24 protein-coding genes and 2 riboswitches are annotated in these 23,247 nt (G+C 41.5%); of the genes, 5 read left to right on the forward strand and 19 right to left on the reverse strand.

Annotated elements, in window-relative coordinates; translation table 11 throughout:
* Positions 1-45: 45 nt before the first annotated feature.
* Genes gcvPB through gcvT form a run of 3 tightly spaced genes read right to left on the reverse strand, consistent with a single transcriptional unit; the run spans position 46 to position 3,982 of the window.
* A complete protein-coding gene (gene gcvPB, locus CUU66_RS14590; RefSeq protein WP_101643417.1) occupies positions 46-1,515 on the reverse strand; it encodes an aminomethyl-transferring glycine dehydrogenase subunit GcvPB in 1,470 nt (489 codons plus the stop codon).
* A complete protein-coding gene (gcvPA, locus tag CUU66_RS14595) occupies positions 1,512-2,855 on the reverse strand; it encodes an aminomethyl-transferring glycine dehydrogenase subunit GcvPA (RefSeq protein ID WP_101643419.1) in 1,344 nt (447 codons plus the stop codon). The genes gcvPB and gcvPA overlap by 4 nt, the downstream gene beginning before the upstream one ends.
* Before the next feature lie 20 nt (positions 2,856-2,875).
* Positions 2,876-3,982 (reverse strand): glycine cleavage system aminomethyltransferase GcvT, encoded by a 1,107-nt coding sequence (gene gcvT / locus CUU66_RS14600; protein ID WP_101643421.1) that lies wholly within the window; start codon positions 3,980-3,982, stop codon positions 2,876-2,878.
* A 169-nt stretch (positions 3,983-4,151) separates the two neighbouring features.
* A riboswitch (glycine riboswitch) is annotated at positions 4,152-4,237 on the reverse strand.
* 3 nt (positions 4,238-4,240) lie between these two features.
* A riboswitch (glycine riboswitch) is annotated at positions 4,241-4,334 on the reverse strand.
* A gap of 278 nt (positions 4,335-4,612) precedes the next feature.
* Between gcvT and CUU66_RS14605 the strand changes: the two genes are divergently transcribed.
* On the forward strand, positions 4,613-6,301 hold the full coding sequence (locus CUU66_RS14605; RefSeq protein ID WP_101643423.1) for a DEAD/DEAH box helicase: 1,689 nt from the start codon (positions 4,613-4,615) through the stop codon (positions 6,299-6,301).
* Positions 6,279-7,067: a YqhG family protein gene (locus CUU66_RS14610; protein ID WP_101643426.1), complete on the forward strand. Its 789-nt coding sequence runs from the start codon at positions 6,279-6,281 to the stop codon at positions 7,065-7,067. The genes CUU66_RS14605 and CUU66_RS14610 overlap by 23 nt, the downstream gene beginning before the upstream one ends.
* Before the next feature lie 497 nt (positions 7,068-7,564).
* On the opposite strand, the gene CUU66_RS14615 is transcribed toward CUU66_RS14610, so the two are convergent.
* Genes CUU66_RS14615 through comGA form a run of 9 tightly spaced genes read right to left on the reverse strand, consistent with a single transcriptional unit; the run spans position 7,565 to position 12,232 of the window.
* Positions 7,565-7,741, reverse strand: coding sequence for a YqzE family protein (locus tag CUU66_RS14615; protein ID WP_101643428.1), 177 nt, complete (start codon positions 7,739-7,741; stop codon positions 7,565-7,567).
* A gap of 28 nt (positions 7,742-7,769) precedes the next feature.
* On the reverse strand, positions 7,770-8,273 hold the full coding sequence (locus CUU66_RS14620) for a shikimate kinase (RefSeq protein WP_101643430.1): 504 nt from the start codon (positions 8,271-8,273) through the stop codon (positions 7,770-7,772).
* A gap of 14 nt (positions 8,274-8,287) precedes the next feature.
* Positions 8,288-8,662, reverse strand: coding sequence for a competence type IV pilus minor pilin ComGG (gene comGG, locus CUU66_RS14625; protein WP_101643432.1), 375 nt, complete (start codon positions 8,660-8,662; stop codon positions 8,288-8,290).
* On the reverse strand, positions 8,659-9,096 hold the full coding sequence (gene comGF / locus CUU66_RS14630) for a competence type IV pilus minor pilin ComGF (RefSeq protein ID WP_180955294.1): 438 nt from the start codon (positions 9,094-9,096) through the stop codon (positions 8,659-8,661). Before comGF ends, comGG begins: the two co-directional genes overlap by 4 nt.
* Positions 9,077-9,409, reverse strand: a complete 333-nt coding sequence (locus CUU66_RS24240; RefSeq protein WP_101643435.1) for a hypothetical protein — start codon at positions 9,407-9,409, stop codon at positions 9,077-9,079. Before CUU66_RS24240 ends, comGF begins: the two co-directional genes overlap by 20 nt.
* Complete coding sequence (gene comGD / locus CUU66_RS14640; RefSeq protein ID WP_101643437.1) at positions 9,399-9,860, reverse strand: competence type IV pilus minor pilin ComGD; 462 nt, start codon at positions 9,858-9,860, stop codon at positions 9,399-9,401. Before comGD ends, CUU66_RS24240 begins: the two co-directional genes overlap by 11 nt.
* Positions 9,838-10,134 (reverse strand): competence type IV pilus major pilin ComGC, encoded by a 297-nt coding sequence (comGC, locus tag CUU66_RS14645; RefSeq protein WP_101643438.1) that lies wholly within the window; start codon positions 10,132-10,134, stop codon positions 9,838-9,840. Before comGC ends, comGD begins: the two co-directional genes overlap by 23 nt.
* A gap of 12 nt (positions 10,135-10,146) precedes the next feature.
* A complete protein-coding gene (comGB, locus tag CUU66_RS14650; protein ID WP_180955295.1) occupies positions 10,147-11,178 on the reverse strand; it encodes a competence type IV pilus assembly protein ComGB in 1,032 nt (343 codons plus the stop codon).
* Positions 11,165-12,232, reverse strand: coding sequence for a competence type IV pilus ATPase ComGA (comGA, locus tag CUU66_RS14655; RefSeq protein ID WP_101643442.1), 1,068 nt, complete (start codon positions 12,230-12,232; stop codon positions 11,165-11,167). The genes comGB and comGA overlap by 14 nt, the downstream gene beginning before the upstream one ends.
* A 1,065-nt stretch (positions 12,233-13,297) precedes the next feature.
* On the opposite strand from comGA, the gene CUU66_RS14660 reads away from it, so the two are divergent.
* Positions 13,298-13,543 carry a DUF2626 domain-containing protein gene (locus tag CUU66_RS14660; RefSeq protein WP_101643444.1) on the forward strand — a complete coding sequence of 82 codons (246 nt, stop codon included), beginning with the start codon at positions 13,298-13,300 and terminating at the stop codon, positions 13,541-13,543.
* Positions 13,544-13,599: 56 nt separating this feature from the next.
* Here CUU66_RS14660 and CUU66_RS14665 read toward each other — a convergent pair whose 3' ends face one another.
* Positions 13,600-14,703: a class I SAM-dependent methyltransferase gene (locus tag CUU66_RS14665; RefSeq protein WP_101643447.1), complete on the reverse strand. Its 1,104-nt coding sequence runs from the start codon at positions 14,701-14,703 to the stop codon at positions 13,600-13,602.
* 24 nt (positions 14,704-14,727) lie between these two features.
* Complete coding sequence (locus tag CUU66_RS14670; protein WP_101643449.1) at positions 14,728-15,357, reverse strand: MBL fold metallo-hydrolase; 630 nt, start codon at positions 15,355-15,357, stop codon at positions 14,728-14,730.
* A 334-nt stretch (positions 15,358-15,691) separates the two neighbouring features.
* Here CUU66_RS14670 and CUU66_RS14675 point away from each other — a divergent pair, with 334 nt between their 5' ends.
* Positions 15,692-15,865 (forward strand): DUF2759 domain-containing protein, encoded by a 174-nt coding sequence (locus CUU66_RS14675; protein WP_101643451.1) that lies wholly within the window; start codon positions 15,692-15,694, stop codon positions 15,863-15,865.
* 62 nt (positions 15,866-15,927) lie between these two features.
* Here CUU66_RS14675 and CUU66_RS14680 read toward each other — a convergent pair whose 3' ends face one another.
* From CUU66_RS14680 to CUU66_RS14695, 4 genes are all read right to left on the reverse strand, one after another.
* Positions 15,928-17,022, reverse strand: coding sequence for a hypothetical protein (locus CUU66_RS14680; RefSeq protein WP_101643454.1), 1,095 nt, complete (start codon positions 17,020-17,022; stop codon positions 15,928-15,930).
* Positions 17,023-17,273: 251 nt separating this feature from the next.
* Positions 17,274-19,142: an LTA synthase family protein gene (locus CUU66_RS14685; protein ID WP_257968011.1), complete on the reverse strand. Its 1,869-nt coding sequence runs from the start codon at positions 19,140-19,142 to the stop codon at positions 17,274-17,276.
* Between the two features lie 189 nt (positions 19,143-19,331).
* Positions 19,332-20,291 carry an ROK family glucokinase gene (locus tag CUU66_RS14690; RefSeq protein ID WP_101643456.1) on the reverse strand — a complete coding sequence of 320 codons (960 nt, stop codon included), beginning with the start codon at positions 20,289-20,291 and terminating at the stop codon, positions 19,332-19,334.
* 19 nt (positions 20,292-20,310) lie between these two features.
* Positions 20,311-20,514 carry a YqgQ family protein gene (locus CUU66_RS14695; RefSeq protein WP_101643458.1) on the reverse strand — a complete coding sequence of 68 codons (204 nt, stop codon included), beginning with the start codon at positions 20,512-20,514 and terminating at the stop codon, positions 20,311-20,313.
* 178 nt (positions 20,515-20,692) lie between these two features.
* On the opposite strand from CUU66_RS14695, the gene CUU66_RS14700 reads away from it, so the two are divergent.
* Positions 20,693-21,565: a hypothetical protein gene (locus tag CUU66_RS14700; protein ID WP_101643460.1), complete on the forward strand. Its 873-nt coding sequence runs from the start codon at positions 20,693-20,695 to the stop codon at positions 21,563-21,565.
* Here CUU66_RS14700 and CUU66_RS14705 read toward each other — a convergent pair.
* Entirely contained in the window at positions 21,528-23,084 is a 1,557-nt protein-coding gene (locus CUU66_RS14705; RefSeq protein WP_101643463.1) for a rhomboid family protein, read from the reverse strand. The two genes, CUU66_RS14700 and CUU66_RS14705, sit on opposite strands and share 38 nt — an antisense overlap.
* Between the last annotated feature and the right edge of the window lie 163 nt (positions 23,085-23,247).

Here is a 23,247-nt window from a genome sequence, read left to right on the forward strand (position 1 = left end):
ACACCAAAAAGGCAGCTCTAACGATAGAGCTGCCTTTCCTATTGCTTATGATTCTTTTCTATATCGAAGCACAGGCTTACGTGCTGCAAGTGTTTCGTCAAGGCGTTTGATGACTGTTGTGTGCGGAGCTTCCTGAACGATTTCAGGATTCTCCTCTGCTTCCCTGGCTATCTGGATCATGGCATCGATGAATGCATCAAGCGTTTCCTTCGACTCTGTTTCGGTCGGCTCAATCATGATACATTCCTCAACATTTAATGGGAAGTAAATGGTTGGCGGATGGTATCCGAAATCCAGCAGTCTTTTCGCAATATCCAGTGTTCTTACACCCAATTTCTTTTGACGCTTCCCGCTCAGTACGAATTCATGCTTACAATGCCTGTCAAATGGCAGATCATAATGGGAAGATAAACGTCTCATCATGTAATTTGCATTTAAAACGGCATATTCGGTAACAGCATTCAAGCCATCTGGACCCATTGTCCGGATGTACGTATAGGCACGTACGTTGATTCCAAAGTTTCCGTAATAAGGCTTAACCCGGCCAATTGTCTGCGGGCGGTCATAATCCAGTGTAAAGGCTCCACCCTTCTTCGTTACAATCGGCGCAGGAAGGAAAGGAATTAAGTCTTCTTTGACCCCTACAGGTCCTGAACCAGGACCGCCGCCGCCGTGAGGACCGGTGAATGTCTTATGGAGGTTTAGATGCACAACATCAAAGCCCATGTCCCCTGGGCGTGCTTTAGAGAGAACAGCGTTTAGATTCGCTCCATCATAATATAGCTTTCCGCCTGCTTCATGCACAATTTGTGCCATTTCCAAGATGTTTTCTTCAAATAACCCAAGTGTGTTTGGATTTGTCAGCATTAATGCCGCTGTGTCCGGTCCAACCACACGTTTAAGATCTTCAAGATCCACCAGGCCGTTTTCATTTGACTTAACGGTAACCGTTTCGAATCCAGCGACAGTGGCAGAAGCCGGGTTAGTGCCATGCGCAGAGTCGGGTACAATGACTTTGGTTCTTGCTGTATCCCCATTTGCCTCATGGAAGGCGCGGATCATCATTAATCCGGTCCACTCCCCGTGAGCACCAGCAGCAGGCTGAAGAGTAACTTCATCCATTCCTGTTATTTCAATTAAATGCTCCTGCAGATCATACATCAGCTCTAGGGCACCTTGAACCGTGCTTTCTTCCTGCAGCGGATGAATATGTGCAAAGCCATTAAAACGGGCTACTGCCTCATTTATTTTTGGATTATATTTCATTGTACAGGAACCAAGCGGATAAAATCCGGAATCCACGCCATGGTTTCTTCTAGAAAGAGCCGTATAATGACGCATGATATCCAGCTCCGATACTTCTGGAAGCTCTGCCTCTTCTTCTCTTAAATATTCGTTTGGTACGATGCTGTCCAGGCTGATTTCATCTATTTCAAGATCCGGCAAACTGTACCCGATTCTTCCGGGTGTGCTTAGTTCAAAAATCAATGGTTGGTCTTGATCATGGTTGCTCATGCGCCATCCCCCAATTCTTTAACAAACGTATCAATTTCTTCTTTTGTTCTTAATTCCGTTACAGCAATCAGCATATGATTTTCAAGCTCAGGATAGCTTCTGCCCAAGTCATAGCCGCCAATGATTCCATTACGTATAAGGTTCTGATTGACCTCACTCACAGGCTTGTTAAGTTTAATGACAAATTCGTTGAAAGCTGGTCCATCAAATACTACTTCAACGCCGGTTTGTTTAAATTGAGTCTTAGCATAATGTGCTTTTTGAATATTTCTTGCAGACATTTCCTTTACACCCTTTTTGCCCAATGCCGTCATGGCAACGGAAGCCGCCAGTGCGTTCAATGCCTGATTCGAACAGATATTTGAGGTAGCTTTATCACGGCGGATATGCTGTTCACGGGCCTGCAGAGTAAGAACAAAGCCCCTTTTGCCGTTTTCGTCTACCGTCTGTCCGACTAAGCGGCCAGGAACTTTACGAACAAGCTTATTCGTAACCGCGAAGTAACCGCAATGTGGACCGCCAAAAGCCGTTGGAATACCGAATGGCTGGGCATCCCCGGCTACGATATCGGCACCGAACTTTCCAGGAGGCGTGAGCGCTCCAAGTGCAACGGGGTTACTGGATACAATAAACATGGATTTATGAGCATGGACGATTTCCTCAATCTCTTTAAGAGGCTCAATTCTTCCAAAAAAGTTTGGATATTGAACGACTACGCCCGCGATGTCATCCCCAGCAAGCTCCTTAAGAGCATTCAAATCTGTAATTCCATCTGCATATGGGATTTCAATAACTTCGATATATTGTCCCTTTGCATAGGTTCTTACAACGTCTCTTGTCTCAGGATGTACAGCAGCAGAAATCAGGATTTTTTTGCGGCGCGTTTGCCCTGCACTCAGCATTGCAGCCTCAGCTAAAGCAGTTCCTCCGTCATACATGGAAGAGTTCGCTACATCCATACCTGTCAGTTCACAGATCATGGTCTGAAATTCAAAGATGGCCTGCAGCTCTCCCTGTGAAATCTCAGGCTGATACGGAGTATACGCCGTATAAAATTCTGAACGGGATATAACATGATCTACAATAGTTGGAATGTAGTGATCGTATACACCAGCTCCTAGAAAGGAAGTATTTTGCTTTAGATCAGCGTTTCTGGAAGCCAGCCTGGTCAATTCCTTCAATAGCGTAGATTCGGGCGCTGCCGGTTTAATGTTATACTCACCTTTAAAGCGGACGCTCTCAGGAATATCCTGAAACAATTCATCTATAGAATCAACACCAATTGCATTAAGCATTTGTTCTTTATCTTGTTCTGTCATTGGCAAATAACGATGCTTCATAGAAATTTCCCCTTTCCTGCTTAGTTTCTTGGTCTTTTATAAAATGGTGTCGGCACTACTTTGGCTTTCAAGTGTTTGGAACGTATTTCAACTTCAACCTCAGTTCCAAGTTCTGCAAATTCTTTTTTTACAAGCGCAAGGCCAACATTTTTCTTTAGTGTGGGCGATTGAGTCCCAGTTGTAACTTCCCCAATCAATTCGCTGCCTGCATATACTGGATACCCATGGCGCGGAATTCCCCGGTCAATCATCTCAATACCGGCCAGTTTACGGGGCGCCCCATTTTCTTTTTGGTCTTTTAAAACAGACTTTCCGATAAAATCCTCTGTTTTATTTATATTAACAGCAAAGCCTATTCCCGCTTCAATAGGAGTGATATCTGCAGAAAGCTCTTGTCCGTAAAGAGCTAGATTTGCTTCAAACCGCAGAGTGTCCCGGGCTCCGAGGCCAATTGGGAGTACACCTTCTTCTTTTCCGGCCGTTAAGATTTCTTTCCATAGCTCCACGGCGTCATTGCTGCTGCAGTAGATTTCAAAGCCGTCTTCACCTGTATAACCGGTCCTGGAAACCAGGGCAGGTACACCGTTCAGCTCCACGTTTTCCTTGAATTTGAAGAAACCGATTTCGTGTAAGTTATGTTTAGGTGCCAGCTTCTGGAGGACCTTTTCTGCTTTTGGGCCCTGCAAGGCAAGCTGTGCTATGTTACTTGATATATTATTCAGTTCGCATTTTTCAGTTAAGTTTTCATTCAGCCACTCGTAATCTTTTTGTATGTTTGCTGCATTCACAACAAGCAGGTAATCATCATCCGCTTTTTTATAAACGATCAAGTCATCAACAGTACCGCCATTTTCATAGCACATCGCGGTATATTGGGCACCGCCGTCTTTTAGTTTAGAAACATCATTTGTCATCATCTTCTGCAAAAATGCCAGAGATTCAGGACCTTTGACTTCAATTTCTCCCATATGAGAAACATCAAATAAGCCTGCTTTGGTTCTGACAGCTTCATGCTCTTCTTTAATGCTTGAAAATTGGACAGGCAGATCCCAGCCCCCAAAATCAATTGTTTTTGCTCCGTATTCCGCATATACCTCGTATAACGGCGTTCTTTTTAACTCAGACAAAAAATTACCCCCTAAAAGCGAATGATTACCAGCTTTCAAAGCCAGGTAAGAAGAACTTGATTTATACTCCGATAAAAGAGGTTAAATCAGCTGTTTTTCTTCAGGGTTAGGATATCAACCTCCTAATCCGCAAAAAAAGACAGGGAAATGCCGTCTAACAACGCCATTTCCCTGTCCTGTTACCTGAAAGTTTACCCTGTTAAAGGCTTTCCCCTTTGGTGGTTTAAGCGTGGTGTGCTCAAACACTCTCCAGAGCCGCGTCCAGCAAGAGTTCTTTTGCCTGAGAGATTCACTTACAATAAGTTTGCTCCTTCGGCGCTGTTTTCTTAACAGTCTCTCCCCTTGCGTTCATCCGCTTATATTAAATTCATTTATGGCCATACTATTACAAAGATAATGCATAAGTGAAAAGTATGATAAATTTTAATACTTTGAAAGCTAGTTACATCCTATCATTAAAATTTATATTTCTGCAATATATTTTTTCTATCAAATAAGCAAAAAACCGTTTCCAAAACATAATAAATAAAATATAGTTCGTTATTTAACCGTTTTTTATTTAATTTATTTTTATATCATGGGCCTATTTCGTAAAAATACGAACGTTTGACTTTCAAGGAGGTCAAGATCATGAAAATCCGCGTTGAATTTGATTCCGGGTGGGAAGAAGGGTTATTGAATAAGATTCAATCAGACGGTCCCTGGGCAAACTGGGAGCTGTATAAGCTTGCCGTGGAAGTTGAAAAACATTTAGTCGTGCCGGAATTTGAAGGACTGCAGGCTCCAAAACATCTGCCGCAGCTGAAGCCTCTCCCCCATCAGCTGGAAGCGGCCAGAGAGGTAGTCGAAAATATGCACGGCAAGGCTATATTAGGCGATGAAGTGGGTCTGGGGAAAACCATTGAAGCAGGTTTGATCCTGAAAGAATACATGATTAGGGGATTAGTGAAAAAGGTATTAATCCTCGTGCCCGCTTCTCTCGTTTCTCAATGGGCCTACGAATTAAACAGCAAGTTTCATATTCCAGCGGTCGCACAGCGGAAAAGCTATGTGTGGGAAGCTTATGATGTAGTCATTTCTTCCATTGATACAGCAAAGAAGCAGCCGCACCGGGATATTATTTTTCAGCAGGCATACGACCTTATCATAGTGGATGAGGCTCACAAATTAAAAAACAATAAAACAAAAAACTATGAATTTGTTCAGAGCCTTAAAAAGAAATTCTGCCTGCTTCTGACAGCAACTCCGATTCAGAACCGGGTAGATGAGATTTTTCACTTAGTGTCCTTATTAAAGCCCGGGCACTTAGGAAACGCATCACTCTTTGCTGAAAAGTTCAAAGGGAAAAAGCGGGACTTAAATGAAGACGGGCGCTTAAAAGAGCTTGTGAACAAAGTAATGATCAGAAACCGGCGGGCGGATACAGGAATTGAGTGGACAAAGAGGCATGTAGAAACAGTATTGATTGAATTCACTGAACAGGAACGCGCATTATACGATGCCGTATCGGCTTTCAGACCGTATGCAAATGAATCAGTCGGCAGCGCTTTTTCAACGCTCACACTTCAAAGGGAAGCATGCTCGAGCCGGGAGTCCGTTTTTTATACTCTCAAAAAAATGCTGCAGAAGACGGAAGACCCTGATGCCTTTTATGAAACTAAATTGAAACCGATATATGCCCTTATAGATTCAATTGAACAAAATTCGAAAGCCGAGAAGGCACTCGAGCTTATTAAAAAGATTGATGATAAGGTGATTATCTTTACTGAATACAGAGCCACACAGATGTATCTGCAATGGTTTCTAAAAACGAACGGAATCAGCTCCGTTCCATTCCGCGGTGGTTTTAAACGGGGAAAAAAGGATTGGATGAAGGATCTTTTCGAAAAACAGTTCCAAGTTCTCATTGCTACAGAGGCAGGAGGAGAAGGTATCAACCTTCAATTTTGCCACCACTTGATCAATTTCGACCTGCCTTGGAACCCTATGCGGCTCGAACAGCGGATTGGGCGTGTTCACAGGCTGGGCCAGGAACATGATGTAATGATTTATAATTTTGCAACAAGAAATACAGTGGAAGAACACATTCTTAAGCTCTTGTATGACAAAATCCAGCTATTTGAACGAGTCGTCGGAGAACTTGATGATATACTGACCAGACTCGATATCGGAAAGATAGAGGATTACCTGATAGACGTGGTAGGACATTCTAAAACCGAGGGCGAAATGAAAATAAAAATGGAGAACCTTTCTTCCATGATCTCTTTTGCCCAGGATATTAAAAAGGGTGAGATGAATGCAGCAAGCGGAAATTCATAAATTCTTAATCCAGTATTTCAAGTCCAATGATTGTGAGATCGTGGAAAGCCATCCAGGCTATTTTGTTGTTCAGTTAACCATTGCCCAGGATAAACTTTTAATGAATCGTCCGTTTTACTGGCATTATCTTGAAAAAACAGGCGGTGAGCCAAATCCAGGAAAATTAACCTTTATTACAGAGCCAGATCTTGCTCCTGATGATATAAAAGGTGAATTCATCCATTTCGGGTCTCCGAGACTGCATCAAATATTTGAAACGACGAAACAGCTCTCAAGCTATATCAGGCTTTTTGAGGACTGTACAAACAAGGCACAGCAGAACCCCTTGTACCCCTGGATTGGGTTGAATGTAAAAGTCTCGTTTCAATGCAACCGAAAGAAAGACATTTTCCTATCACTTGGCCTGAATCTTATTTCCGGAAAGATTCATGAAGCATTTCATGATCGGGTACTCTCACTGTCAGTTACTCCCAAAATCCCGGATTACACCTATACGCTTTCTCCGCTCATTATGCCAAAAAGCGGGATCTCAAGACTGGACAGCCATATCCGTACAAGTTTGTCCTTTGAAGACCACTCCTGGGCAGAAGAGGCGTTTACGAGATGGCAGAATGACCTGGAGCTGCTGGAGAATTTTTACCAAGACCAGGAAAAAGGAGAAAGCTATGAAACAGAAAAAGAAGCACTTCGTGAACAGTATGAACCGAGAATTTCCATTAAAGTAATTAACGGCGGGCTGTTCTATTTAAGCGAAACCGCCATATAAATGCTGGATCATCAAATTAAAAGGCTCTTTTCTAAAAGATTGTTGTTTATAAGTTCTGTGAACCTGCCTAATTGTTAAACAGGTTCATTGGAACGAAAGGTGCGAGACTCCTTGATCCAGCTACAAGCTGAGACCCTCGAGTCATAAGCCAATCCGTCTATGGAGAGAAAAGCACTCCCCACAGCCGGCTCGTCTTATGCTTGTCGGGTCTCTGCCTGCCACTTTGTTTGCAACTTTATATCTATTGGGATTAACACTAATCTTTTAATATTTATATGTTGGGCAGGCACCGCTTTCCGCTTTTCTGTGCGGGAGCTGCGGGACAGGTGAGACCCCACAGGCGAAGCCGAGGAGGCTCAGCGCCCGCCCCTAAGGTCCGCGAGCATCCTCACGTTCCAATCAACCCCCTTGTTCAATAACAACAAAGTTTGCGAAAACAGCCAATTAAAAAGAAAGCAGCCCTCATTGGTGTCAAGGGCTGCTTTCTTCTACTATCTTTAATTCTTTTTAAACAACATAGAAAGGGATAAAGGAATGAACCCAAACAAATTGTATGAAAGAGAAGTTTTTGCCTGCTTCTTCTCCAGCCGTTTAGATTTTCTTTGTTCCTTAGGCTGGTCATAAAACAAGACGAGCTGCTGCGTAACATATTTTATAAGATCATTTGTAGACATTTACCTACCACCCTTTACCCAGTATGTCCTACACACGATCTTTTATACGTTCTACAATCTCCCTGCAGACTTCTTCTGCCGATTTGTAAGTGGTTGAAATGGTAACAGGTGCCAGAAGATAGATAGGAAGCCTCTGTTGATAAAGTTCTTTCATGTGCGCTCTTCTATCACCAGCTATCAATGGCCGGGCGGTGTCATGCTGCAGCCGTCTTTCGATCTCCTCTATATCACAGTCAAGATAAATGACCGTTCCTTTTTCATTCATCCATTGTCTGTTCTCATCACTTAACACAGTCCCGCCGCCGACTGTAACGATAGAATCCTCCACCGGGAGCGTCTTTAGCACTTCACTTTCTTTCTGCCGAAAGTAGATTTCACCCTTATCTGCAAAAATCTGTGAAATAGGTTTCCCTTCAGAACGTTCAACCTCCTGATCGGAATCATAAACAGGCAGACCTGTAAGTTCTCCAAGCATCAGCCCTATTGTTGTTTTACCCGACCCCATGAACCCTGTAATGTATATTGCCTTCATTTTTACACCTCAAGCTATATTTCTATCCATTCTATCATCTTTTGCTGAAGAGAGTCATATTTAAAAATAGCTTCCATTTTCCGATTCTGTTTCGTAGAAATATAAACATGTACATTATGAATGTAATCGCCCTCTTTATTTATCTCGTAAAATAAATCCCCATGGAGATAAAATAAAAATCCCGCTGCCGTCTGTTCCTTCTTAGCAATCATTTCCAGGATTTCATTTACGCCCAGCCTCAGGATATAGTCAGCCTTAAGCTTCTCAGCACTTTCATAATAAAATTTCTTTTCGGTAATAAATATATCTACAGCTGCTGTGAGTGCCATCAAAAACACAGCAGCAAAGATCAATACCATAGGAAATGCGATACCGCGTTGATTCCTCACGGAACTATACTCCTTTTAATTGGTACTAGGAATGCTTGGACTTGGCCGCCATATTTATCTTTCACTTCCAGGTTTAAGCCTTGTTCACCTTGTTTAACATTGAACGCACCCACATTTTGCAGAAGAATCTCATGGCCAGACCCATCAACTCTTCTTCTAATTTTGTCCTGGTACTTTTCAATTGTGATTGCTCTTTCCTTTACGAAAAGGGTTAATGTGCTTCCCGATGCTATTTGTGTGTTTGATGTTCTTACATCCCTATTGACCTGATGTAAAAAGATTTCCCATTCTAATTTATCTATGCTTTTCACTTCAAGGTCTTTCTTTAGAAAAACGACTCCTGTCAGGATTAAGGAAGATATTGTTGATAGAATAACAAGTGATAGCAGCATTTCAATCAACGTAAAGCCCTTTTCATTTTTTCGCCAGGTCACAAAGTTCAACTCTCTTTTGCTTTAAATTCGTATATTGTATACAGCCCATATAATATAAGGGGAAATCAGGGTTTTCCTTCCAAGAAATGAAGAATCCCACATCATCCTTTACAATAGCTCCCTCCTTCACAGTTCCTCGGGATTTCACGCTTAAAAGCTGTTCATCTAGAACATGCCTGGCAGTCATGTACAAATATGCATTTTTTCTATCTGTTTTTATTTGAACATATAACGGGATACAGGATGAAATAATAAAACAAAGAACCAATAGAGCGGCTAAGAGTTCTGCATAAATATATCCATTATCCTTCATTGATATAAAATCTTCCTTTACCAAGCATAAAATGAATCCTGCTTGTTTTTTTGCCATGGATCACGTAAAGCACTCCTGCCTTGCTGATATTGCCTGAAGGAACAAAGTGGAACTTTAATCCCATGGTCCCTGGGAGAATGTCAATATCTCTAGGGATCTGCTTTCTAAATACTCTCCCTGCAGGCGTTGACCCTGTGTACGCATGTCCATTTGTATCTATGGTGATAAACACAAGTGTGCTGTTGCTGATCGCATATTGCTGGCCGTACTGTATATCACTAGTAAACTGCCTGAGGAATAACCTGGTTTTAAACTCTTGGTGAGATGTAAAATTGAGCTGAAAGCAGATTGTAATAATCATGAGGAATATCGAGAGTACAAAGAGCGATTCGATGAGAGTAAAGCCTTTTTCATTACTAGTCCTACTTTTATGTTCCTTCGGCTGCCTCACCGTTTACTCCTATAGTTACTGCCTTTCCATTCGGGCAGGACTTTTGTTTTAAGTATCCCTCAGTTACTAACACATCTATGGTTTCTGGAAGCTTGTCATTGTCGAGTTCATATGCCTGAATTTGGGCATCTACAACTTTTAGAAAGGCATCACATCCCTTAGAACGAACAGTGGTTTGATTTTTTGTGATATTAGGGATGGTAATGATTAAGAGGACAGAAATGATTAAGAGGACGATCATCATTTCTATCAATGTAAATCCTTTTTCATTCATAACAAAACTCCTTTATAAACTGTTTAATAAAGAATACATCGGCAGCAGAACGGCCATGTAAATGCTGATGATTAATATGCCAACAATAGCAAAAAGCGCGGGCTGCACAACGTTTAAGCAAGACTCAATCCTTTCTTCCAGCAGTGCAAGAAGTTTTTTGCTGTAATAAGCAAGCTCCTGGTCCAGTTTTCCGTACTTTTGGCCGCTTGCAGTTATACTGGCTAAATTCTTTTCAAAGTAAGGCATCATGCTTAAAATACTTCCCAGAGATCTCCCTTTTGTTAATTCGTTTTGGATGTTTTCAGAAACCCGCTGGTAAAAAGGCTGCTGGCCTGATACGGAGAATAAATAAAAGCATTCATTGATAGAAAGCCCTCCAGCAAGAAGACCGCTGAGCTGGCTGGCAAAGAACTGTGTATTGAAAATCCGGATAAAACGTCCAGCTATAGGAATTTTCAGCTTAATAGACATTTGTTGAAGAGGCCCGAGTTTTCTAAACCAGAGAAGGTAAATAAGACCTGTTGATAGGAGCAGCAATGAAAAAACCAACGGGAGCTTTTTGAGGAAATGAGAGAAAGAAGAAATCATCATGAGGTACGTATTTCCTGAAGGGTTCATCGATGTAAATAAAGTTTCGAATTTGGGAAGCAGCAAGGAATCAAACCCGTAAAATACGAGCGTAACAAAAACGAGCAAAAACAGCGGATACAGTGCGAGCTTTTTCATTTTTTCCGCCTCCGCACTTCGTTTCAGCCAGAAGTTACCGGATTCTTTCAAACTCTCAGAAAGCATTCCGTGCTGTTCCGCAAAAAAGACAAAGCTAGTCATGTTTTTCTGGAATTTTAGTGCTTCAAGAACGGAATAAAAAGGGTTTCCGTCTTTTAATAGCTTAAGCGCATACTCTATGTCTCCTGCTCTTTTTCTATTCTTATTCAACTGTACGAAAGAAAGGGCATGAGATAATGAATAACCCAGTTCTAGCAGCTCGCCCAGCTCAATTAAAAAACCTGCCTGTTCTCTTACAGGCCATTTACTGGCTTTCATATTCATACACCCACCGGTAAAACTCTTTTTCCTGTACATACCCAAGTGCTACTGCTTTATTGATTTCATCTTTCAATATGCGGTAGTCTTTGGAGCTTCCCTCCCCTTTCGCTTCCGCAAATACTTTTGCCAGGTCCTTCCCGCATAAAAGTTCATACACGCTTGCTCTTGTTTTATAACGGTTGCTGCAGGTTCTTTGGCAGGTGCCTCCACAGTTCGGGCATGAAAGCTCCAGCAGCCTTTGTGCTGTTACTCCAATAAGTGTCTGCTGTACCTCCTGCAAGGAAACCCCGAACTCCAATAACCTGTACACCGCCCCTTTTGCATCCCGTGTATGCATGGTGGAAAGAATAAGGTGGCCTGTAAGGGCAGCCCGGACAGCAATTTTCGCTGTTTCGGCATCACGGATCTCGCCTACCATGATGATATCAGGGTCATGCCTCAATGCGGCTTTTAACCCAACCGAATAAGTAATTCCTGCTTTTTCATTGATTTGGACCTGGAGGACCTGTTCAGAGTAATTTTCAATCGGGTCTTCCAGCGTGATTACATTTCGGTTGATGAATTCGGAGGCATGGTTTAATAGGGAGTATAAGGTCGTTGTCTTTCCACTGCCGGTAGGCCCTGTGAAAATCAGCAATCCATGGGAATGTTTCAATAATGCCATCAGTTTAGAGACTGTCTTTGGAAATAACGACATTTGATTTAGCGGAAGAATGTGCTGTTGGGGAATGAGGCGGATTACTAAGCTTTCAGTGTTTGCAGTCGGCAGTGTTGAAAATCGCAAGCCAACCTGTTTATTATCAATCGTTACTGAGAATGAACCGCTCTGCGGCCTTCGTTTTTCACCAATATCCATCGATGCTAAAAATTTAAAATGTGATAGAAGCTTTTGTGCATGTTTGTGTGGAAGTGCTTCATGGGGAATGAGATTATTTGCGATTCTAAGCTGGACCTGGAAGTCATCTTTCCGGGGAATAATATGAATGTCTGAGGCCTGCTGCCGTAAGCCGGCGGTTAAAATCCGATCGGCTGTTATTTCAATAGGCTCCAATTATACCACCTTCCTTTCTTTTTATTTGGCTCTTTTCTAAAAGATTGTTGTTTTTTAATAGTTCGGTGAACCTACCCTATTGTTAAACAGGTTGATTGGAACGTAAGGTGCGAGACTCCTGCGGGAGCAGCGGGTATTGTCCAGCTCCGGACTGACACCTTCGGTCATAAGCCAATCGCCATTAAAAGGCAAAATCGGCCTTTCACTGCCGCTCGTCTTATGCCGGGCTAACGCATAAGGGCGACTAAGCTTCTGTCTTCGCTATCGCTTGCCAATCAGCAAGTCTTCTTTATCAGGTGTCTGCTTTTCTTTTAGTGTTTTGCCTCTACTTAAGAAAAGATCATCATTCAGCTTTTGGATGGATCTTTTCTCGAAAAGCACCGTCCTCCGCTTTTCTATCAGGTGAGACCCCACAGGCGAAGCCGAGGAGGCTCAGCGCCCGCCCCTAAGGTCCGCGAGCATCCTGTAGTGGAAATCAACCCCCTTGTTCAAAAACAACAAAGTTTTCGATAACAGCCTTTTATTTTAATTCGACACGAGCTATCAATTTCCTTCTTCATTTTCCATATTTTTTAAAATATTTACCTTCTCTTATCGCCTCACACGTGCTTTTTCTGCTTCTGATTGTGTAAAGATAGTCTTGAAGCATAAGACAGGGGCTCGTCACCTTGCAGCTTCATTATTATTAAATATAAGGCAAATGTCCGTGATACGTTTCTTTTTACAAGCAGCCTTACCATAGGAAATGAGAATTTCCAGACCTAAATCCTGCAAGTTGTCCGTGATACGCTGACATTCTATAATTTTTCCGCCACCGCCGGCAATAATTCCGCGGTCATTTTATTAAATCCGCCTTCGCAGAGGTTTATTTCCGCCATAGTCCCTCTTTTTTCCGCCGTTTGCTGTTCCCGCCTATAAATTCCCCACTATCCTCCTAGCACATGTAATTGCTTTCATTCTTCCCGATGCATTACCGGATTAGGCGGCAAACTATTCTTTACATTCAATATCTTGTTAATTTATAATAATTTAGGATAATACTGTTACAACAAAGGAGGGGAACAAATGGAGCGTATGTTTAGAGTCCTTGGCTTCTGGACAGGTATCTTCGCAATTTTCTTCTATATGGGAGACATGCACACAGCAGCTATGCTATTTTTCGGTCAAACTGGATTTTTTGTTTTATTAAGTTATTTAAAATTATCAGAACGCATGTACATTTATGTTTTTGGTGCATACCTTACCGTCTTTTTCGCCGGATTTACTTACTGGACAACTTTTATGATGACACCTGGAGCCGGCGGACATTAATACACATACATAGCCCATGAAACTAGGTTTCATGGGTTTTATCATGTATATTCATATCATTTGGTCACAGGCAGAAAAATGTCTGTCAGGCCTTTAGAGTGTATATCGACCCTGAAGAATGAGCTGATGCCCCCTGGAATTAACAGATTCCGAATGGCTCTATTCCTCTTGCTTATCTCAGAAAAGGGGTTAGGGTCATAATGTTCCTCCAGCTCCTTTAAAATTCCAAGCTTCAGGAGAAATTCATCCTGCCTCAGCAGCCCTTCATGCCGGAATCCCATGCGTCCTAAGCTGCTGCTTAACGCAGTAAAATGGATATGGGAAGTAATATCCATTTCTCCCGGCTTGGAAAGGACATCCTCGATCATTTCATGTCTGTAATACCCTCGGATACTGCCGTTTCTGTGCTGTGGAAGCAGCCATTCTTCGTGGGTATATCCGTAGTCAACAGTAACCATTAAACCCTTTGATAAGATTTCAGCTATCTTTTTCAAATAAGCTGCCATCGACAGCGGTACTTCTAATCTCTGCTCATTCTTTAAGATCAGGTTCTCTCTTTCTAAGTAGTTTATGATTTCTCTATTGTTTAGCGGGGCAAGCTTTTCAATCAGTTCATTTCCATTGCTGCTGCAGCCAACCATTACCTCAAACAGTCTGTCATCATGTTTCTCAACAATATGCACAGGAAATGCGTCGAAAAACTCGTTTGAAAAAACAATGCCTTCTATCTGCCCAGCTTCTTCTATGGTGCTGAACACCTTCACATTTGGGAAGGATTTTAGACATTCGCGCTGGAGCTCTCGATGATAGGGACTGGTTTCCACGATGATATACTCTGTCTGTTGAAGCATGACGGGATCAGTTCTCCGTATCGTGTTTAATATATGGCGCGCGAGCTTCCCTGTTCCTCCGCCAAGCTCACAGATTACAGGATGTAAGCCATGTGAGTTAAATAGGCTGCAAAACCACTTTCCTAACAAGGTACCCAGTACATCTGAAAGATTGACCGAAGTATAAAAGTCCCCGCCCTTCCCGATTTTGTCCATACTTTTCATATAGTACCCTAACTCAGGGTCATACAGTGCCGTTTCCATAAATTCGCTGAATGTAAGAAGCCCGTTTTCATGTTCGAGAATTTTATTTTTAATTAAATGAAGCATAATTTCCCCCGATAGATTTACATTCTATACCAGAAACGGATTTTCCCTGCTTTCTTCTCTGATCGTTGTCGAAGGTCCATGACCTGATAAAACGATTGTATTGTTAGGCAGAGTCAGAAGCTTTGTTTTTATGCTTTGTATCAGCTGTTTATGGTTACCGCCTGGAAGATCCGTTCTTCCGATGCTCCGGCTAAATAAGGCATCTCCAGAAAATACAGCGCCCAGCTCTTTAAAATAATAGGATACACTCCCAGGTGAATGTCCCGGTGTTTCAATCAGTTCAAAGTCAAAGCCCTTAACCGACAGTGTTTGTTCTCCCTTCATGATATTTTCTGCCGGGTTTAGCTTGAGTGGACTGTTCGGTGTAAACAATTTTGATCCATTTAAACTTGGATCAATGAGCCAATCTGCTTCCTTCTCATGAATATATGCCTGAATTTTATATTCCTTCCTAATATCATCCAAAGCTCCGATATGATCCAGATGGGCATGGGTCAATAAGACCGCTTTTGGTGTCAGCTCTTTTTCAGTAATAAACTGTATAAGCTTTTGGGATTCATCTCCCGGATCAAATATCAAACATTCTTTTTGTCTATTGACTAATATATAACAGTTTGCCTGAAAGCTTCCCAAAGGCAGCTGAAACCATTTCATTGTAATCATCCTCCGCAATGTAACTGTTTATCTTTAACATTAAACATGCCAAAAACAAAATGCAAGAAATTGAAGCCGCAGTAAGTTATGGGTGTTAGCTTTTATTCCTAGCAAAAAAGCATAAGAATGAGGAAATGAGTATGCGTTCACCTGTATTCCAACATCAAGCAAACGCTTTCGAAAGTGTATGATTTAACCTCGACAAATATTTGAAAAACCATTAAAATAATATCGAATGCAATTTTCTCTACATATTTTTAGTAGAATTACCGTCAATTGGGACATTGACAGCTAGTTTAGATCTTCTCACATAAACAACAAGGGGGTTTAAAAGATGGGTTTACCAATTATTTTTGCGCTAGTCACAATTCTGGCAGTATTAGGTCTTTTTAGTTCTTTTAAAAACAAAAATTTAATGGGTATCATATTTGCTGGAGGTTCAGTTGCTGTCTTTGGATGGTTCACTGTCATGACTGTACTAAATCATGGCTACCCAGCTGGACATTAATATGAGCACAGTAAAGAAAACCTCGAATCTATCGAGGTTTTTTTTATTCTTTCTAACTAGTATCACAGCAGGTTAAAGATTTCTTTTGTTTCAAGATTAATTATTTTTTCTAATCTGTTTCCCATCAGACACCAATTACCCCCAGGAGAAAGCTGGATCGGCTCATTTGGGGAATCTTTTATGATGATTGTACGTTTCCCAGTTTTCCAATTATATTGGATCAGCTGGTAGGTTTCGTTCCCATCCCTTTTATAATTCGGAATGACCGCTGCGAATTTATGATTACTGCCATTATCAGTCTGCGGCAGAATCCAGCCTGACATGCTCTCTAAAAGGGGTACTTTGAAGGACCCTATTTCTCTTAAATCTTTATCATAAAAAGTGTACTTTCCTTCACCGCTTGAATTGTTTTCGAGAGTTACAAGCCCATCTTCTTCCTGCTTGAACTCAATAACCCGGTTCTTTATCACTGTTTTACTTTGGCCCGAAATTTGTTTACTCATAAGAGGAGCTGATTTATCAGTTTTCTCCTGATCCCAGTCAAGATAAAGATATTCCTCATTCGAGTGCCATTGAACAAAGGGCTGTGCTGAGTTAACATCCTCTACTGTCTGCTCCTTAGAATCTACAGCAAAACATCTAAAGCTCCAATCCTCAGCAAACGTTGTGACCAAAAACTGATCCTCGTTAAAGGGATTCCATGCAATATGAATTTCCGTCGATGGTAGAGCTATTGTATATAGCTCGCTGCCATCTGCTTTGATTACGTGTAATTCGGCTTTTTTATTGGAAAGGGATGAGTGAATGACCAATCTTGATTGATCAGGACTTATGTAAACGGAAGAGATGACGGATGGACTTTTATACAGGATACTCTGTGACCCAGATTTTACATTCATTTTTTTTAAAAGGGATTGTGTACCCTGAAGGGTGCTGAAAACAATTTCTTCATCGTTAATCCAGCCTGCTATTTTGTCAATTTGTTCTTCGCCGGCATTGATTTTTTTGGGAATGGACGTATGATTACTCGAGGCATGGCCATGGGCCTTAGGAATTTTCACAGGTTCTTTTTGATCAGAAGAACTGAATTGACAGCCTGTAGCAATAAGACTTATACTGAGCGGCAGAATGCATACACTTTTCCATGAACCCTTCAACTCCCTTTCACCCCCGCATAATAACAGTAAAGCTCCTTACTTCATTATATAGGAAAACGCTCATATTCATCATGGATTTTTATAAAAAAAGCTCTGTAAGATTTCATGGTCAGGGCAGGGTACTATGTGGATTATAGCGAGGTCAAATTTTCTTAAGGAAGCGGGCCAGACTGCTCGCCGAAAGCAAATGCCCTTCGTTTTTGGCAGGAGAGTTAAAAAAAAGAATCGGCTTTCGCCGATTCACCTTCCCTTTACTTCTTCACTGTGCTGCCTTTGTTTCCAAAGAAGCGCAGCAAATCTCCATATATTATTTTATCAGAATATAGGAGCTCAAGGTCGGCTTTTTCCTCATAGGGTTTGCAGGCCTTTTGTTCCACCGGCTCGCCGGTCTTTTTTGAATAACAGGTACCCTTTGTGTATACATAATCCCTGGTCACAAAGTTGCCGCTGCGAAGTACAGCAAAATCCTTTTTATCTGGGCTTAACAAATCATTTCCAAATTCTAAGCCCTCTGTCTCTATCCCTAACAAATGGAGGATGGTGGGCTTTAAATCGACCTGCCCTGATACAGTGGAAATGGTTTTCCCCTTTTCTCCCGGCACATGGATGATGACTGGAACTTTTTGCAGCTTTACGGCTTCAAAAGGCGTGATCTTTATGCCTAAGTATTGTTCCATGGCCTCATTGTGGTTCTCTGATATCCCATAATGGTCGCCGTACAGAACAATCACTGTATCATCATAAACTCCTTCCTCTTTTAAACCCTGAATAAAATGCTTTAGCGCTTCATCGGTGTATCTCACGGTCGGGAAATAACGGTTAAGTGTTTTGCTGCTAGAGTTAAACTCGTCAACAAGTTTATCTTCCCTATCTAAAACAAATGGAAAATGATTTGTCAGGGTAAGTAGTTTTGCATAAAATGGACGAGGCATTTGATTGATATAGGTCAGAGATTGATTAAAAAAGTCCCGATCCTTCAATCCCCACCCGATGGAGTTTTCCGGTGTTACATGATAGTCCATCAAATGATAATAGCGATTATAGCCCATCGATTTATACATAATGTCCCGATTCCAGAAGCTTTTATTATTTGCATGCATGGCTGCGGTATAATACCCATTCCCGGCTAATATTCCCGGGGTAGCATGATATGTATTCTGCGGGTTTGTAAAAAATACCGCTCCCCTTCCAAGCGGATAAAGGGAGTTTTCGACGAGAAATTCTGCATCTGATGTTTTCCCCTGCCCAGTTTGATGATAAAGATTATCAAAGTAAAAGCTTTCTTTAATAAAGTCATTTAGAAAAGGGGTAATTTCTTTTCCATTTATCTTTTTATTAATCACAAATCCCTGTGTGGATTCCATAGAAATAACGATTAAGTTCTTGCCTTTTGCAGCACCGAATAATTTCCCGTCAGGCTCTGCTTTATTGGACCGGATATAATTTTCAATGCCAGTTAATTCACTTCCATCAGCCATGGCACGCTGGGCGGTTGATCTTGTCTGGAGGAAAGCGTCATATAAATGATAATTGTACGTTCCGATATTTTTGATCAGAATTTCCCGGTCAAAGGTTCTAGTCAGGAGCTGGGGCCGCTGTACTTCTGCAAGGCCTATATTCAGAAAAAGGATACCCGCAGAGACAGTAAAGAACCATTTTCGATCATTCGATGAATAAATCTTCAGCCTGATAAATTCCGGCCTGAAACAGGCAATCAAACAAAGTACAATGAAATCAAGAAAGTACAAGATATCTGCGAGGCTGACAAGTTCCGTTACACTGCTTCCAAGATCGGACATATTGCTCGCTTGAAATAGGACCGGAAAGGTAATAAAGTCATTAAAAAACCGGTAAAAAACAATATTTGCATACAGGATCGCGGATAAAATAAAACTTAAGGCAAGAATAAAACGGACTGCCGGCTTTCTCGTTAAAAAAGTCGAACTTCCAAAAACAAACAGCAAAAAAGCAAGAGGATTAATGAATAGGATAATTTCTTGAAGAACGTTATCCCCTGTAATCGCAAAGCTTGTTTTATAGACCATATATGTTTTCAGCCACAGCATTACGACCGCTGCCCCAACAAACGACATAGTTTTTTTACTGGTCTGGCTGCCCATTTCTTCCCTCCCTCCGCTGGTGCTCACTTTGATAACCTGAAAGCGAATACAGTTTACTATCCGAAATTATTTACCCAATTTATGGTATCCCTAACCTGATACTATTTAGTCAAGTTCAAAAATAAAGAGCTTTCTATTGAAGAAAGCTCCTTGTTATTCTATGCAGTTTATCATCATTTAAGGCAGGTATCATTCACCAAAAGCATTTTTTGCAAGCCAGGCAGCCCCAATCACGCCTGCATCATTACCTAGTGTGGCAATCGCCATATGTGTGGATTCACGCACTCTGGTAAATGAGAATTCCTTGAAATATGATTGCACTGGATCGAGAAGTTCGCTGCCGGCTCTTGATACTCCTCCGCCGATCACGATGATTTCAGGATTAAGTACATTTGCAACGTTTGCAGCCGCAAGACCTAAATACAGTGCCAATTTATCACGGACTGCCGAAGCGATCTTATCTCCTTCTCTTGCCATGTCGAATATATCCTTTGAAGTAAACGAGCCGTTAAAATCTCGTAGTTTTGATGGTTCATCAGTCTCAAGGAGTGCTTCGTTTGCTAATCTTACGATACCAGTTGCAGAAGCAAGTGTTTCGAGGCATCCGGTTTTTCCGCAGTTGCATTTAGCTCCGCCCTCAGTAAGAATTGTAATATGGCCAATCTCCCCAGCTGCCCCGCTTATTCCAGTGACGATCTGGCCGTTAGCAATGACACCGCCGCCAACTCCGGTTCCAAGGGTAATGCAGACAAGATCTTTCGCACCATTACCAGCACCCTTCCACATTTCCCCCAATGCTGCCAGATTGGCATCGTTTTCAATGACAGCAGGAAGCGATGTCTCCACCTCAAGAAGCTGCTGCAGGGGATAATCTTTCCACCCAAGGTTTATTGCCTCATAGATGGCCCCTGTACTTGAATTAACAGGTCCAGGTGCTCCCATCCCAATTCCCAGAATTTTATTTTTGAGTTGTCCAAGCTCATCCAATTTAGCGTCAATTGTTTTAGCTATGTTAGTGGTAATGTTCTTGCCCTGATCACTAATATCAGTTGGTATCTCCCACTTATGAATGATTTCTCCATAATAACTGATAAAAGCCAATTTTGTAGTTGTACCTCCTAAATCTACTCCAACCAGCCATTTTTCCATTTGTCATCACCCTATTTTTTTATTTTCTTCTATCTTTTTCTATTTGAATTTCATGGCGTAAAATAAGGAGTGCTGCCTGAAATTCTTGTACCTCGATCAGCTGGGAACGGTATAGCTCACTCAGCTCCTCTGACATCAGCTCCAAGTCCGAAAGTCTGTCACCTATGTATATAATCGTTCCAAACCTTTTTAAAAATTGCTGAACATCATAAAAATTTTTCATTTTATCCCTCTTGAAGCATATTTAGTATTCATTAAAAGTATAAAGGAAGCTTTTTTATCTCACAAGAGCAGCTTACTAATCTTTCACGTGAAACAAGCCAAAATATTGTATTACATTACCCTTCATACTTGTCCATTCCGATTCATATAGTAGAACATGCTGAAACAGGGAGGATATTATGAAAAGATTTTTTGGGTATATGATCGGGCTGGTTTTCATGACTGCTTGTTTAACAGCCTATTTTATAAAAAGTGAAAGAAGTACAGAAACCATCATATTTTTCCCCATCAACAAAAGGGCCGTATTCCAGTCAGCGGATACCATGCTGATTCCCCATAAAAAATCCGATAAGCGGCATGAACTGCAATGGAGATCCTATTCAGAAACTCACGAACCAGCTTATCTTAGGCAGGATGTATCGCTGCTGTATAAAAATGGCCGGCTTCAAGGGATTATGAAGGAATGGAAAGAAAATACACAAAAGCTGGATCAGTCGAGGTCTCTTTCCTTAAGCGAAAGTTCCCTTTATGAAGCCATTACCTTCCATTACGGTGAAATTCATACAGGAGATGACATTACAAGCACTCAGGCTATGAGCCAAAATCGAAAATATATTGTCCTATCCAAGGTTTCGGGATTTGATTTTTTTGAAACTCCAATCACAGCAGAACAAAAAGAGTGGCAATTAACTCTCGACAATAATAAAAAGACGATTACCGGTTCAGGGTGGGATGAGGCACTGGAAAAGCTTGCAATCCCCCGCAGTAGATACAAAGAGCTTCCATTGACGGAGCTGGCCGTACAGCGTGCCAAATTCCTAACTGGTATCCCTGAGTCTGTTCAGGAAGAAATCATCGGAAAGCTGTGGGAAGGATTATATAAGAATTATGTGCTGGGAATCAAAAAAGAGAATGGTGCCATAATGAGTCCGCTCGGAAGCACCATTCCCCTATTGCTGTTAAATCATAATAAACGCGAGCTGCTTGTCATATTTACAGCTGAAGACGGCACGCCTATACTCCTTCGCCAGTCTGTGAATTATAGTTTTTAATTTCTTTGAGTATTTTTCTGTACTCTTTTTGGTCTGGCTGTAAACTAACAGCTTTTTCAGCCATTCTTTCAGCATCATCTAATCTCTGTTGATTTAAATAGACCACTGCTAAATTTATATGGGCTTCGTGAAAATCCTGATCCTGCTCTACCGCTATTTTTAAGTGTTCTTCTGCAAGCTCTGTCTGGTTCCGCTTCAGTTCAACAAAGGCCATTAAGTAATAGCTTTTTGGAGCAGCCGAGTGATCGTCGGTATACTCCTTTAATATCTGGTACGCTTGGTCGTATTCTTCCTTTTTTAAATGCTCCTGTGCCAATGAAACAGTTACTTCCTCATCCGCTGATTCTGATGCTTCCCCGTATCCATATTGAAGCAGCAAAGTCACAAGGAGGATGGCAGCCGCAAGTGCTGCTCCTTGTTTAATAAGCTTTACTTTTCCAGGGATACTGACAATGGCCGAAGCCAGAAAACCTCCAATCAAACCGCCGATATGACCTGCATTATCCACTACTGGGACTGTAAAGCCTATTCCTAAATTGATTACCACCAGGAGAATGATATTAGTTCCCATAGTACGGAAAAACGTCTTTGGGTGAAGAAGTCCAAAATAAAGCAAAGCACCAAAACAGCCAAAAATGGCTCCGCTGGCACCGGCTGAAACAGATGTATTAAAAAGAAAGCTTGCAAGTGAACCAGCAAATCCTGCGAATAAATAAATAAAAAGAAACCTGGTACTTCCATAGATGCGTTCTGCTGTAGATCCGATATAATAAAGCGAAAGCGAATTTGTCAGCAAATGCAGCAGGCCGATGTGGAGGAAAATCGGAACAAAGAATCTCCACCACTCACCTTCAAGAATTAATGGATTGTATTTTGCCCCATATTTGATTAAGGTTTGAGTATTTTGACTGCCTCCATTTAGTTCAAGCAGAAGAAATGCAGCGATTTGTAAAAACAAAAACACATACGTAAAAAAGGGACGGCCGGATTCAAGAAGTTTTTGTTCTTTTTTAATTTCCATTCCGGCAGATTGCATAACTGCCTGCTTTAGATATTGAATCTCACCTTCATCAACAGAACCAAAATCTGTCCTTAGAGGAATCTGTAATCCAAGGGCAGACTCCAGTAAGGGCAGTTTAACCCTTAGCGATCCCGTATCCAAAATAAAAGTATGTACATATGTTTTTTTGAAATTAGCCGGTGTATTTATTAGATGGTCATATTCATCGACAGGTAAATCCGGGGTAAAATATATAGTGAAGATGGATAACTCTTTCACTCTCAGAACTCCCCGGTTGTTTTCACCAAACACAGATGTTTGATCAATATCTCTTTTTAAAACGTTTGACCAGGTTAATGCGCTTTGAGCAAGTTTAACCACTTGATAGGGCGAGCCCTTTCGGTAATCCCTCAGCCAGACCTCTTGCTGATTGGTATCCATGTAGATCAGTGACATCTGTTCCTGTTCAATAAGATGCCTTGCAGTCGACCAGAATAAATATTGTTCAAGATTCCCCATTTTTTTCTCCCCCTTCCGCCTGCTCCATACTTCGATTGTATCCCACACAACCCGGTCTTAACACCATTTTCATTCAGTTGATTGTCTATTTTACTATTTGCGGGGGCTCACGATACCCTGTATTAACTATACCTAAAATAAAAAAGGCCCTAAACCTATTTTT

Origin of the sequence: Peribacillus deserti (genome assembly GCF_002863585.1) — a bacterium.
GTDB lineage: Bacteria > Bacillota > Bacilli > Bacillales > DSM-1321 > Paraperibacillus > Paraperibacillus deserti_A.